The organism is Brucella oryzae (assembly GCF_041929965.1).
Lineage (GTDB): Bacteria > Pseudomonadota > Alphaproteobacteria > Rhizobiales > Rhizobiaceae > Brucella > Brucella oryzae.
Genome location: NZ_JBHEEO010000006.1, coordinates 195,648 through 209,319, shown reverse-complemented (window position 1 = coordinate 209,319; position 13,672 = coordinate 195,648). Strand labels below are relative to the sequence as shown.

Genomic DNA, 13,672 nt, shown 5'->3' with positions numbered 1-13,672 from the left:
AGGAAACCATGGATGCTGCCGACCAGAACCAGTTCGAACTGAATGAAGATCAGCTTGCCATTCAGGATATGGCGCGAGCCTTCGCCAGTGATCGCATTGCCCCATATGCATTGCAATGGGATCGTGACAAACATTTCCCGGTCGATGTACTACAAGAGACCGGTCCGCTCGGCATGGGTGGCATCTATGTACATGAAGATGTCGGTGGCTCAGCACTCAAGCGGCTGGATGCAGTGCTTATTTTTGAAGCGCTGGCGACCGCGTGCCCCGCATTTTCGGCCTTTGTCTCTATCCATAACATGGCCGCATGGATGATCGACACTTTCGGCAACAACGAACAGCGCCAACGCTTGCTGCCGAAGCTTACATCGATGGAATCGCTTGCCAGCTACTGCCTGACCGAGCCCGGATCAGGTTCGGATGCGGCTGCGCTTAGAACACGCGCTACACGCGATGGTGACTATTATATTCTCAACGGCTCCAAGCAGTTCATTTCCGGTGCAGGCGCCACAGATGTCTATGTGACTATGGTGCGTACCGGCGAGGACGGTCCCAAGGGGATTTCCACCATCGTTGTGCCAAAAGATGCACCCGGCCTCTCTTTTGGCGCAAATGAATTCAAGATGGGCTGGAATGCACAACCGACAAGAACCGTTGTTTTCGACAATTGTCGCGTTCCAGTTGAAAACCTTCTCGGTGAAGAAGGCACCGGCTTTCGCATAGCGATGGCAGGGCTTGACGGCGGCCGGCTCAATATTGCCGCCTGCTCGCTCGGCGGCGCACAATCAGCACTCGACAAGTCACTGGATTATTGCAGTCAGCGCAAGGCCTTCGGCCAGACTATTGACCGTTTTCAAGCACTGCAATTCCGCCTGGCGGACATGGAAACCGAACTCTCGGCGTCACGCCTGCTTCTTTACACTGCTGCCAGCAAGCTTGACCGCAAAACGCATGATGCGGGCAAATGGTCCGCCATGGCCAAGCGCTTCGTCACCGATACGGGTTTCAATGTGGCGAACGAAGCACTGCAGCTTTTCGGCGGCTACGGATATCTGCATGAATACGGGATCGAAAAGCTTGTTCGCGATCTGCGCGTGCACCAGATTCTTGAGGGTACAAACGAGATTATGCGTGTCATCATTGCGCGCCAGATGATCGGACGTTGATTTTAAAGTGCATCCCGAAAAGTGTGAAACGGCGTTCGGATAAGATGTACGCACTTCCAGTTAACAACCGCCAAGGGAGGAATTCATTATGGCCACAATAGCATTTATCGGCCTTGGCAATATGGGCGGTCCGATGGCCGCCAACCTCGTGAAAGCCGGTCACACCGTCCGCGGCTTCGACCTCTTGCCGCAACATCTTGATGAGGCGAAGGCCAATGGCCTCTCGATAGCTTCGAGCGCGCAGGATGCAGTCGCTGACGTCGACGTGGTCATCACCATGCTGCCAGCCGGAAAGCACGTTCTCTCCGTCTATGAAGATATTGCGCCCAAAGCCCGAAAAGACTCACTTTTCATCGACTGCTCCACAATCGATGTGGATTCGGCACGCAAGGCACATGAGTTGGCCGCAAGCCACGGACACCTTTCCATTGATGCGCCTGTTTCCGGCGGCACCGGTGGCGCTTCGGCGGGTACGCTGACTTTCATGGCTGGCGGCAGCGACGAGGCGTTCAAACGCGGAGAGCCGATCCTGCAACCGATGGCTGGAAAGATCGTTCATTGTGGTGGCGACGGTGCAGGGCAAGCCGCAAAAATATGCAACAATATGATTCTCGGCATATCGATGATCGGCGTCAGCGAGGCCTTCGTCCTGGCTGAAAAACTGGGCCTGTCCCATCAGGCACTCTTCGATGTGGCGTCAACATCATCGGGACAATGCTGGTCGCTGACGACCTATTGCCCGGTCCCGGGTCCTGTTCCGACATCCCCGGCAAACCGCGACTATAAACCCGGCTTTGCGGCAGCTTTGATGCTGAAGGACCTCAAACTTTCACAGGAGGCTGCCCAAAGCGCTGGCGCGGAAACACCGCTTGGTGCACATGCACAGGAACTTTATAGTCTTTTTGACGGTGAAGGTCATGGCGGCGAAGATTTTTCAGGCATCATCAACTACCTGCGCGCCAAATCCGGGGCAAAATAAACAATTGCCAATGCAAAAAATTTGCATTGTTTAGATTTGCTTAAGTCTCTGATAACCGTACGGTAACGATGTTGGGCTAGAAAGGAGCACGAGACGGGTTTACCCCAGCTCGACGCTCCGGATCTGGTACTGCGTACCGGAGCTCAGTATATCCCGCCAGTGTATTGTTCGGCGGAGATGCCATGCGTAATTGGCAAAACCGTGCACCTCTGGCAGCGCGGTTTTTGCCATTTAGGCCTACGAATAGTTGCCTGAATCTGGCCCGTTGCTCTTCATCCTGCAAAATTGCACAATTACACGCCTTTGTTACAGAGCTTTCAGAGCTGTCCGATTGAAATCTGGACATAATCCTGTGAAATGCAAAGCGCTTCTAATATAGCCTGCTATGCAGGTAATTTTTAAATCAGGGCAATGAGTTTGACCGCACAACGATCAGCCACCGCTGTTTCCACTGCCGACAGGAGGCTTTTCGGCCTGCCTTTGGCTGTAGTTTTCGTGCTGTGCTATTTCGCGTTCCAGACTATTCTTGTCACCGTCGTTTCCAACGGCGCCGGCCTCGATGACGCCGAACAACTCGCCAATATCGGTTATCTGGACTGGGGGTATGGCGGATCGCAACCCCCTCTTTATACATGGATTACCAATCTGGTAGCGTCAGTATTAGGCACATCAATGCTCACGCTCCAGATCGTCAAGTTCAGCATTCTCGCAAGCCTTTTCCTGAGCGTTTACGGTGCCATGAGACTGCTCGGCTTCTCGCGTATTGTTGCCTCGGCCAGCATGCTCGGACTGTTCCTGATTCCGCAAATCGGATGGGAATCGCAACGCGCACTGACGCATTCGGTTGCGGGGACAGCGGGTTGCGGCTGGGCCTTTCTCGCCTTTGCCTGGCATATGCGCGCGCGCCATACAGGCTCTGCCGCCGCACTTGGCGTCGCCATGGCTGCCGCACTCCTTGGAAAGTTTAACGCATCATTCTTCCTGATCATGTTGATTGTGACGGGGCTTTTGATTCCCGAGTACCGCAGGATACTGCTCTCCAAACTGAGCATCGTCACAGTCCTGGCATTTGCGATCTGCTTCGGACCAACAGCATTCTGGATGCTAGCGCACAAATCCAGCGTCTTAGCGCGTGCGAACAAATTTGAAATCGGCGCCTCGGGTAACGTTCTCTTCGACCGGCTGATGGGTGTCGAGAGCCTCGTCGAAGCGGCATTTTTATTCTCCATCCTTGCACTGGCAATCGCGGGCATTATCGCGCTCATTCACTGGAAGAAAAGAACGGCACCCTCCACTCCACTCACTGTCGGCGAGAAGTTCATACGCCTCCTGATTCTTATGGGACTGGTTATCGTTCTAGTCGGAGTTGTTGCTACTGGTGCGAATAACGTAAAAGATCGTTGGCTGCAGCCGGTCCTGTTTCTCACTCCGGCACTGATTGCCAGCTTTATGGGGCGTTATCGGATCGGAAACAGGGCGTTGATCGACTATGCCGTCGTCAGCGCGGTCGTTGCACTAATCGTTCCGCCGGTCCTGAGCTATTATCTGACCTACGGTTCCAGTTCGCCGCCCTATGGACAACTCGACTACCGGCACCTTTACGAAGAAGTGCAGGCCAAAGGCCCGTTCAAGACGATCCTGACGGATAATGCCCAGATACCGGGCAATTTCAGATTGTTTGACTCGTCCTTGCGTGTGGTGCATCCTGAAACGCCGGACGCCGGAGCCCATTTGACACCACCCGTACTCGTCATGTGGTTTGGTGGTGCTGTACCGAATGACCGCATTGCAGCGCTGTTGCAAAATGCAAACATAGCCGTGCCCCCAAAAGGCATCGCCACCACTGATATTCAATACAAAACCCGACCAGACAAGCACATAACAGTCAGCTATTTTCTGGTTCCATAAAGAAAAGGCCCGGGAAACCCGGGCCAGTCGTTCTCTTTACTCTACTGTTTCCTGAACCGCATGGGCGGTGCCCTTCACGTCGCGACCAACGCCGCGAACAGTATTTGCACAGGACGCAAGCGTAAATGCGCAAAGAACGATAGCAACAGGGACAAGTCGGGTCAGCTTCATGACGGTCTCTCCAATGGAATGCGCTTTTCTGCTCTTTTGAAGGAGCAGATGCATAGAGTTCCAAGTCTATTCGAACCAGTTATGCCTCCCGCCACACACGAAGCCCCTGCCCGGCATCTGGTGGTGAAGCCGATTCACTCGGCTGTCACAAAGGAAATCTAGCGCGGCGTTTTTTACTGGCAAGAGAATGTATTAGTTCCTATCCCAATAAACTGTGATCAACCGTCAGCAGGAGCGAAACGTCTCGAAGCGACCGGAACGGCGGTAGCCTTCGAAAACATTCCGCAGATGGTCGGCAACAACCTGAATATGCGGTCCGGCTTCGGGCTTCACAACCATGCCAAGCTGATAACGACCCAGAGCAGGCAGACCATGCTCCGGCCCCAGGGCAACAATCCCGTCACTCAACAGGGTTTTACCGAACGGTGCAATCGCGAGATCGGCCATGATCGCAGCCCGTTGTCCTGTTGAATGCGAACTCATATAGGCAATGCGGTAAGGACGGCCACTGCTTTCAAGCGCTTCCAGCGCACTGCCGCGCCAGGCGCACCCCTCTTCCCAAATAGAGAGCGGCAGAGGCTCCCGGCGATAAGCCGTGCCGCACTTGGCACCAGCCCAAACCAGCTCCTCGTCCAGCAGAACTTCCACATCACCTTTGTTCAATATCGTATGAGATACATTGATCAGCGTCACATCCAGCCGACGTTCGTCGAGCCGCTTGCGCAGGTTGCTGCTCTGGTCGATCACCACATCGACCGTTACGCCGGGATGGCTTTCAGCAAAACGCTTCAACACCAGCGGCAGCACACATTCACCGATATCATCCGGCGAACCCAATCTGACTACGCCAGTCACCGTTGGCGCGACAAACTTCGAGACCGCTTCACGATTGAGAGCCAGAAGACGACGTGCATATCCGAGCAGAATCTCGCCATCGCTCGTCAGCGTGACCGAGCGGGCATCCCGATCGAAAACTGCGACACCAATCTGTTCTTCCAGCTTCTTGATCTGCATCGAAACCGCAGACGGCGTGCGGAACACCGCATTCGCCGCAGAGGAAAAACTTCCCGTATCGGCAATCGCCACGAATGTACGCAGCACATCGATATCGAGCATTGGAAGGGGATGTTGAACGGGCGCTGTCATTACGGACTCCGTTTTCAGTACGCTGTTCAAATTTTCTGATCTTAAGCCTTTCTATATTTCGTTTGATTGAACGTCAAGTCGAATGCACATTCAAGACACGAACAAGCAGAGCTGCAGCGAGCGTATCAACCGATACTTTCTGAATGAGGAGAGAGAAAAATGACCGTTCAGTGCCAATCCGCTCCCAACGGCCGGGCAGCAATCGTGCGGTTCACATCGACAACACAACCCGTTGCGAACGCACCATCATGGTTGCTGGAATTTTACGCCAAAGTGCAGAAGCAGGTGAAAATCTGGTCTTACGGACGTCGCGTGAGGCGTAGCCGTCGTGTACTCGAAGCACTGCCTGAGCACATATTGCACGATATAGGCTGGCCGAACGTGGATGATCACCTGCCGGACATTCACAGAAATACGACAGAATTTAAACGCAAGAACTGACGTCGATTGAGGGCGATCATGCGATCCGCCCTCAATTTCCCGACATTAAAATACCTTTTCGCGGCAGGCATTTAGCCGCACTTTGCAACCTACCCGTTCTGTGTCTCAATAGAACACTATCTTGTTTGCGCCATCACCTTCCCCCGACGAATCCGGGTTGACGCCGCAAGATCACCGGCCTGAAAACGACCGGGAAACACCGGGCCAAAACGACCCGGAGTCGTGACGGAGACACAAGGTTCAGCTGCGTCGGGAACCGCGGCCAGGGCCTTCGAGAATGGGAACGATCGGGCATGATCCAGGCTTCATCGGTTAAGCGGTCTATTGTCTTTTTCCTTGTTCCAAACTTTTCGATGATTGCGTTCGCAACGGCCATCGAGCCATTGCGCATCGCAAATCGGATGCTGGGTTATGACGCCTATCGATGGCGATTGACATCGGTAGACGGAAAGCCGGTGACCGCATCCAATGGTGTGGAATGTGCAGTCAATGCATCGCTGGAAGACGAGCGACGTTTTCTACAGCGCGAACAACGCCCCTCGATGGTATTCGTCTGTTCCGGCGTTTACGTAGAGGAATTTAGAAACAAATCCGTATTCGCATGGCTGCGCGAAGAATATAATCGCGGCGTGGCAGTTGGAGGGTTGTGCACGGGGGCCCATATACTAGCCGCAGCCGGGCTTTTGTCTGGAAAACGCTGCGCAATTCACTGGGAAAATCTTCCGGGTTTCTCTGAGGCATTCCCGAAGGCCGAGGTCTATGCCGATCTCTTTGAGGTCGATGGCAACCTTTACACCTGTGCCGGCGGAACAGCCTCTCTCGATATGATGCTGAAGTTGATCGGGGATGATTTCGACGCCAATCTGGTCAACAAGATCTGTGAACAGGCGCTGACCGACCGTGTTCGCAGCCCGCAGGACAGGCAGCGTCTACCACTGCGCGCACGCCTCGGCATCCAGAACTCCAAGGTCCTAACCATCATCGAAATGATGGAAGCCAATCTTTCAGAGCCGCAGGCACTGATCAATGTCGCCCATACGATCGGCCTGTCGCGCCGTCAGGTCGAACGCCTGTTCCGGCAGGAAATGGGACGCTCTCCGGCCCGCTATTATCTGGAAATCCGCCTCGACCGCGCACGCCACCTGCTTTTGCAGTCGTCCATGCCTGTAGTCGAAGTCGCCGTTGCCTGCGGCTTCGTTTCCGCGTCGCATTTTTCCAAATGCTACCGTGAACTCTACGGGCGCTCACCGCAGCAGGAACGCGCCGATCGCAAAATGCTCATCGCAGCATAGGCTGAATCAGTTTGCGAACACAAAGATCCGCTGCATGAAGCGTGCCTGGCCCGCGTGTAAAAGAATAAGAAAATCAGAACCGTAACGCGTCTTTCGGAATCAGTTTAAAATCAGGTGCGATACGTTCCGCCATATCGCTCGCAGAACAGCTCGATTGCGAAAAACCGTGATTGTGGCCGGCGATGGACGCAGTCGTGTCAGACGGCGAATATGTCGTATAAAGGCAAATGTCGCGACCGACCAACGATTATGGTTTTGTCAAATACTAACTAGGGTCGCATAAAATGGCAGAGTTTCCTAAAAAGGCGAAAGTCGTGATTGTCGGGCTCGGCGGCATCGTCGGCGCTTCGGTCGCACATCATCTGATTGAACGCGGCTGGGACGATATCGTCGGCATCGATAAATCCGGAATTCCGACCGATATCGGCTCGACCGCGCATGCATCAGATTTCTGCTATGCGACAAGTCATGACTTTCTGTCGTGCTGGACCACACTCTATTCTATCGATTTCTATGAAAAGATGGGCCATTACGCCCGCGTCGGCGGTATCGAGGTGGCGCGTGTCGGTGACGATGCCCGCATGAATGAAATCAAGCGCAAGATCGCATCGGGCAAAGCGTTCGGCACCCGTGCCCGCCTGATGGAACCGGCAGAGATCAAGGAAAAATTTCCGCTCATCGAAGAAAGCATGGTTCAGGGCGGCCTATGGGACCCGGATGCCGGTCTGGTCATCCCGCGTTCGCAGACGGTCGCCGGCAAGCTGATCGATCAGGCGGAAGCGGCTGGCAAATTGCAAAGCTTTGCCAATACGCCAGCCCAGTCGCTGCTGGTCGAAAACGGCCGCATCAAGGGCGTCGTCACCCATCGCGGCACCATAGAAGCGGATTATGTCGTGGTCTGCGCTGGCCTCTGGGGGCGCTTGATTGCCGAGATGGTCGGTGAAGACCTGCCTGTCATGCCGATTGACCATCCGCTGACATTCTTCGGTCCCTATAATGAATTCGAAGGCACCGGCAAGGAAATCGGCTGGCCGCTCATGCGCGATCAGGGCAATTCCGCCTATATGCGCGACACGGGCGACCCGAAGACCGCCGAAGGCGGCCAGATCGAATGGGGCTATTACGAAGAGACCAATCCGCGCCTCTGCCACCCGCGCGATCTTCTGGAAAAGCACGAAGCGCGGCTTTCACCATCCCAGCGCGACCTCGATATGGAACAGGTTCTGGAACCGCTCGAACGCGCCATCGAACTGACCCCGATCCTCGGCGAGCTTGGCTATAATGAAAGCCATTCCTTCAACGGCTTCCTGCAAGTCACCACCGATGGCGGCCCTTCCATGGGCGAAAGCCAGAAGGTGCGCGGTCTCTGGTACGCAGTCGCAATCTGGGTCAAGGATGGTCCCGGCATGGGCAAGCTCATCGCCGACTGGATGACCGATGGGCGCACATCCATCGACCATCACGCCATCGACTATTCCCGTTTCTATCCCCACCAGATGACCGAGCAGTTCATCTGGGATCGCTGCACCGAAACGGCAATGAAGGTTTATAACCCGGCAGTGCATCCTCGTGAGCCCTTCTCCAAGGGACGCAATATCCGCCGTTCGCCCTTCTATGAGCGTGAAGTGGAGCTTGGCGGCTATTTCATGGAACTCGGCGGCTGGGAGCGCGCACATGGCTATGCCGCCAATGAGCATCTGCTGGAAAAATACGGCGACCGCGTTCCGGTGCGTGAAAATGAATGGGACAATCGCCATTTCTGGCGTGTTTCCAATGCCGAACATCTCGAGCTGACCGAAAATTGCGGCATCATCAATCTCTCGCATTTTGCCATGTACGATATAGAAGGGCCTGATCATGTCGAGCTGATGGAATGGCTTTGCGCGGCCAAGATTGGCGGCGATGCCAATATCGGCAAGGGTATCTATACCCACTTCCTCGACGACGAAGGTATGGTGCGCGCAGACTTTACGGCAATCCGCATGGCTGACTGCATCCGCATGATCAATGGCGCTGATGCAGGCCCGCGCGATTTCCATTATATGCGCCGCGTGGCTGAAGATAAGGGTTTTGACGTCACCATCACTGATGTGACGGAGAAATATGTCACTATTGGCATATGGGGGCCGAATGCCCGCGAAAACCTCAAGAAGGTTGTCGAGAACCCGGGAGGGCTTGATGCCGAGAACTTCCCCTTTGCTGCGATCAAGCCAATCAGGATTGCGGGCAAGGACGTGACCGCTTTCCGTATTTCCTATGTCGGCGAACAGGGTTGGGAATTGCACATGCGCTATGAAGACGGCCTCGCCGTATGGGATGCGCTGCGCTCCACTGGCACGATTGCTGTTGGTGTCGAAACCTATGCCAATACCCGTCGCATGGAAAAGAGTCTGCGGCTTCAGAATGCTGATCTGCTGACGGAGTATAATCTCATCGAAGCCGACCTGGCGCGTCCGAAGGTCAAGGAAGCCGATTTCCGCGGCAAGGCAAAGCATGTCGAATATCGCGCCCGCGAACATCAGCCCGCCATGCTCTGCACACTGGTCATGACCGATAATGTCGATTCGAAGGGCGTCGCTCGCTATCCGGTCGGTATCATGCCCGTACTGGATCCACAAACCGGAGAAACACTCATAGACGAGCTTGGCCGCCGATCTTTTACAACCTCAGTCGCATATGGTCCAACAATCGGCAAGAACATCGCTCTCGCTTATCTACCGTGGGCTTACTGTCAGGAAGGTTGTAAACTGAACGTAGAATATTTCGGCGAGACTTATCCGGTTGAGGTGCTATCCATCGGATACAAGCCTCTCTACGACCCGGAAAACCTGAAGCCTCGCAGTTAGGAAACGTCATTAAAAAGCCGAGGCAATACCTCGGCTTTTTTGGCCTCCTGAAATGGAAAGCCTATTTCAACGTAGCCTTGCCCCCGCTAAGCGTAATTGTTTCGTCGCCAGTCAGGGCTTCGCGATCTCCATTTGGAAAGGTTACGAAACAGCCCGAGGCGCAGAATTCGACAGTTTCACCAGGCGCGACGATCATTTCGCGCTTGGAAGCACCTTCCGTGACCACAATCGTCTGAGGTCCGCTATCATTGTTGGAAATCTGAGCAGCAAGAGCGCCGCCAACTGAGGCTGAAAAACCGACTACTACACCGAAAACAAGCTTACCCAAGCTGTTGACCTGATTTCTGTTCATACCGTCCCGACCTTTCCATCGCTCCCGCCGCGATATGTCCGATGTTGCGTGAGCCTATTGCCCTCTGTCATCCTCTTTATAAGCGGACAAAACTGAACTGCAACTGAACGAAATGTTCATCAAGCCCGATCGTCTTCATCCTCTTTAATTTCCGGCTTTTCCACGTTCGCCTTTTTCTTCTTGGCACCGGGAGAAAGCTCCTTTTCCTTCTGCATCAAGCCGGAGAGCTTTTCAATTTCAGGCACGCTGAGCATCAGATCGGTCCTGGTCGAAGACAGATGCAACCCTTCCTCGTGGAAGCGCTCGACAATCTGGAATCGTAACTCATTTTTGATACCACCCGTCGATGTGACGTCGGCCACATAGGCGTAGATATCAAAAATCATCAGTGAATCATTCATGCTTTGAAACGCGACAAATGGCTCCGGATTCTTCAAGATCGACGGATGACCACGAACGATTTCGAGAAGCAGCGCGTGAACCCGCCGCGGCTCCTCCGTATAGGAGGCCTGCACATTGATATCGATGCGCCCGAGCTTGTTGCGATGCGTCCAGTTGCCGACATTACCGTTGATAAGCGTTGAATTCGGCACGATGATAGACTGCTTCTGGAAGGTTTCCACTTCCGTCGCGCGTACGCTGATCTTCTTGACGATACCGCTGACTGTGCCAGCTTCAACCCAGTCACCAACCTTGAACGGACGTTCGGCAAGGAGAATAAGGCCGGAAACAAAATTCTGGACAATATTCTGGAGACCAAAACCGATACCGAGAGACAGACCACCGGCAATAAGGGCGAGGTTCGACATATTGAACCCGGCCGCTGATATACCCACCAAGGCGGCAAGACAAAGCCCCACATAGCCTATGACCGTGCGGATCGAATTGCGCACGCCGGAATCGACACGACCACGCGCCATGACGCTATTGTCGAGCCAGTTCTGGAACCAGCGTGTCAGCAAATAGCCAATCACGAACAGCAGCACACCGGTCAGCAGTCCCATGAGCGAGATCGAAATATTGCCGATCTGGAAGCCGGTCATCAGCTGATAGAAAGTGCTTTTTAGTTCAGCCCACTGGAAGCCAAGCTGCATTAGAACAAGTGGAATACCGATTAACGCGACGACGAGATTGATCAGAATCCCTGCCACAAGACCCAGTTGGTCAAGAGTTGCGTCGTCGAAATGAAAACGGTCCCGCATTGCCTTGCCAATCTGGCTGGATGCGAAAGCCTGCTCCTCGGAAATCGCGCGCGCCGTCAGGAAGCCCATATACATGGTAACGAGGAATGCACCTGTGACGACAATTTGCTGCGATATGAAACGTGCCAAACCAATATAGCCGAAAACTGCAGCCAGAACGGGCAGAAGACCCAGTATGATCAAGAATGTTCTGAATGCACGCGACCATGACCGGATGGCACCATCCTTTTCACGTTCAACCGGCTTTAGAAATGCAATCGCAAGAATGAGAACGCCCACCATCACCGTGGCGAGCAAGCTTTTGGCCATAGTCAGCGACAGTGGCGACGATAAAATCTGATTGACCTTTCCGAAGAAGGAATCGAGACCACTGGTCAACGCGGTACCTGTTATCAGCCAGCCCAATACGCGTCCCGGGCGCGGTGCAATCGGAACCAGTCGCCACTGTGGCATATCCGAACTGATACACGCGGACGCCAGTCTATGAATGAAAAAGACAAGCCCGAGCACCAAAAACAGCGATTGGAACAAGGTTGCAATGTCTGTTCTCAAGACATTGAAATAGTTCATGAAAAAATAAGTTGTCGCCAGAAAAACGCCAACAGCTGCCGACGGTATCACCGTAGACCAGAACGCTACCGAAAGACGACTTAGATAGGATGGGGACTCCACCGTTGGATCGCGCTGATAGAGCGTTCCGAGAAGACGTCTTGCACCCAACTGGATAATCAGCGCAGCCGCAAAAGCGAAGAAGGCGGCGGCAAGAAACGACTTGAGCTTAAACGTGCTTACAAAACGCCACCAGGACTGAACAATGCGCCAGAGCGAAACCATCTGATTACTGGCAGCTGATGCGACCTCCGTGCCGAGCGTGGTGTCGATGTTTACACGCTGAGAAAGTGTTCTTGCAAAAAGATCGCGGCGCATGTCACCGATCTTCGCGGACATCTGATTGACGGAAAGCGATGTATCTTCGGTCTCGCCCACGACGGCATTTATTTCTGCTTTCTCAGCGGTCAGACGAGCGCGTTCTTCGCTGACAATTGCTGGTTCCGGCGGCTGGTCGCCTGAAGGTGCTGGGCCCAGCTGTTCCAGCCGCGTATTGATTTCACCGAGACGCGGACGAAATGATACGCCTGCTTCCAGAAGCTTCTTCGAAAGCGAATCGAGCTGAAGCTTGAGGTTGGCCAGTGTTTCATCATTTGAAGCCGCTTTCGGAAGCTGGTCGCTTATCCGCTTCGTTTGCTGCTTTAGATCGTTGATAATCGGCTTTTGCTGTTGAACGACACCGGAAACGGGCACCGGAGCTTGTTGCTGACCGGGGGCAGCGGGCTCTTGCTGAGCTAAGTCGTTTTGCGCCACTGTGGACGGCGCCATTTGTGCCGCCGGCGGTGTCGTTTGTTTGTTGTCCTGCGCAATGCCAGACACAATGCCGCCCGGTAAAAGGCAGCTGATCAGAAGAGAAAATGCAAGAACACGAAACGTCGATGAATATGCCAATTCAATTCTGCCGTTAAATGAGACATGGTTTCAACATAAAGCGCCCTAAAACGGATGCAAGGCGCAGCTCCTTACAAGATTTCATAATACTCGGGAAGCGGATCCATAACGTATAAGACGGGCCTTAATGCCAGTATTTCCTTGTTCGTGCGAACACAAATGATTAATGAGGATTCGCAGTGAGTGTGAAAAGCTGACTCAACTCCACAGATAGACTCTAAAGAAAGTCTTGGCGATTTGATGAAGGGCATGAAAAACACGGAACAGCACAAGCGGCATGGTTTCATGCTGTTCGTTACGTGCGTTCTGTCGTTCACTGCCTTTCTGTTTGCCGTAGATTTTTCGACCTCCGACCAAGATGTTGCTCGCGCCCACTCTGGCGGCATCGCGGCAAGACAGGTCGAAAGCAGCCGAGCAACACCTGTTCGCCAGCAGTCCACTCCGTCACCCCAGCCCATGCGGGCGATTTTGATCGAAGCTATCGCAGCAAAGATCAAAACGGTTTATCTTGATGGCACCGGAGCAGCGCTGCCCGTTACGGCGGCAGCTGTTGTTTTTCCAAAGTCGAAAACAGCCAACGCGGCACAGGATTTCCAAAAGCTTACAGTTTTGCAGAGACATTTTGGCTCTGCCCGTGCGCCTCCGAAAGGCGCATAATGCGCCATTCTT

11 protein-coding genes are annotated in these 13,672 nt (G+C 53.9%); 7 read left to right on the top strand and 4 right to left on the bottom strand.

The genetic code is table 11. The features are described from left to right. Nucleotides 1-8 precede the first annotated feature (8 nt). The 3 genes from JNC70_RS08590 to JNC70_RS08580 all read left to right on the top strand — a co-directional run bounded on the left by JNC70_RS08590 (nucleotide 9) and on the right by JNC70_RS08580 (nucleotide 4,053). Entirely contained in the window at nucleotides 9-1,166 is a 1,158-nt protein-coding gene (locus JNC70_RS08590; protein WP_104755877.1) for an isobutyryl-CoA dehydrogenase, read from the top strand. An 88-nt stretch (nucleotides 1,167-1,254) separates the two neighbouring features. Further along, nucleotides 1,255-2,145, top strand: a complete 891-nt coding sequence (mmsB, locus tag JNC70_RS08585) for a 3-hydroxyisobutyrate dehydrogenase (protein WP_104755878.1) — start codon at nucleotides 1,255-1,257, stop codon at nucleotides 2,143-2,145. Nucleotides 2,146-2,556: 411 nt separating this feature from the next. Next, the gene (locus JNC70_RS08580) at nucleotides 2,557-4,053 is read left to right on the top strand and encodes a glycosyltransferase family 39 protein (RefSeq protein WP_104755879.1); all 1,497 of its coding nucleotides are present in this window, start codon (nucleotides 2,557-2,559) and stop codon (nucleotides 4,051-4,053) included. Between the two features lie 36 nt (nucleotides 4,054-4,089). Here JNC70_RS08580 and JNC70_RS08575 read toward each other — a convergent pair whose 3' ends face one another. Both JNC70_RS08575 and JNC70_RS08570 read right to left on the bottom strand, forming a co-directional pair. Beyond that, nucleotides 4,090-4,224 (bottom strand): entericidin A/B family lipoprotein, encoded by a 135-nt coding sequence (locus tag JNC70_RS08575; RefSeq protein ID WP_012091850.1) that lies wholly within the window; start codon nucleotides 4,222-4,224, stop codon nucleotides 4,090-4,092. A 225-nt stretch (nucleotides 4,225-4,449) separates the two neighbouring features. Then, nucleotides 4,450-5,370, bottom strand: coding sequence for a LysR family transcriptional regulator (locus tag JNC70_RS08570; RefSeq protein ID WP_104755880.1), 921 nt, complete (start codon nucleotides 5,368-5,370; stop codon nucleotides 4,450-4,452). A gap of 159 nt (nucleotides 5,371-5,529) precedes the next feature. Between JNC70_RS08570 and JNC70_RS08565 the strand changes: the two genes are divergently transcribed. From JNC70_RS08565 to JNC70_RS08555, 3 genes are all read left to right on the top strand, one after another. Then, nucleotides 5,530-5,811 (top strand): DUF1127 domain-containing protein, encoded by a 282-nt coding sequence (locus tag JNC70_RS08565; protein ID WP_104755881.1) that lies wholly within the window; start codon nucleotides 5,530-5,532, stop codon nucleotides 5,809-5,811. A 293-nt stretch (nucleotides 5,812-6,104) separates the two neighbouring features. Then, the gene (locus JNC70_RS08560; protein ID WP_104755882.1) at nucleotides 6,105-7,103 is read left to right on the top strand and encodes a GlxA family transcriptional regulator; all 999 of its coding nucleotides are present in this window, start codon (nucleotides 6,105-6,107) and stop codon (nucleotides 7,101-7,103) included. 284 nt (nucleotides 7,104-7,387) lie between these two features. Continuing rightward, on the top strand, nucleotides 7,388-9,949 hold the full coding sequence (locus tag JNC70_RS08555) for a GcvT family protein (RefSeq protein ID WP_104755883.1): 2,562 nt from the start codon (nucleotides 7,388-7,390) through the stop codon (nucleotides 9,947-9,949). A 61-nt stretch (nucleotides 9,950-10,010) separates the two neighbouring features. On the opposite strand, the gene JNC70_RS08550 is transcribed toward JNC70_RS08555, so the two are convergent. Further along, nucleotides 10,011-10,301, bottom strand: coding sequence for a hypothetical protein (locus JNC70_RS08550; protein ID WP_104755884.1), 291 nt, complete (start codon nucleotides 10,299-10,301; stop codon nucleotides 10,011-10,013). Nucleotides 10,302-10,420: 119 nt separating this feature from the next. Next, a complete protein-coding gene (locus tag JNC70_RS08545) occupies nucleotides 10,421-13,003 on the bottom strand; it encodes a mechanosensitive ion channel family protein (RefSeq protein WP_104755885.1) in 2,583 nt (860 codons plus the stop codon). 240 nt (nucleotides 13,004-13,243) lie between these two features. On the opposite strand from JNC70_RS08545, the gene JNC70_RS08540 reads away from it, so the two are divergent. Continuing rightward, the gene (locus tag JNC70_RS08540) at nucleotides 13,244-13,660 is read left to right on the top strand and encodes a hypothetical protein (protein ID WP_104755886.1); all 417 of its coding nucleotides are present in this window, start codon (nucleotides 13,244-13,246) and stop codon (nucleotides 13,658-13,660) included. Nucleotides 13,661-13,672: the final 12 nt, after the last annotated feature.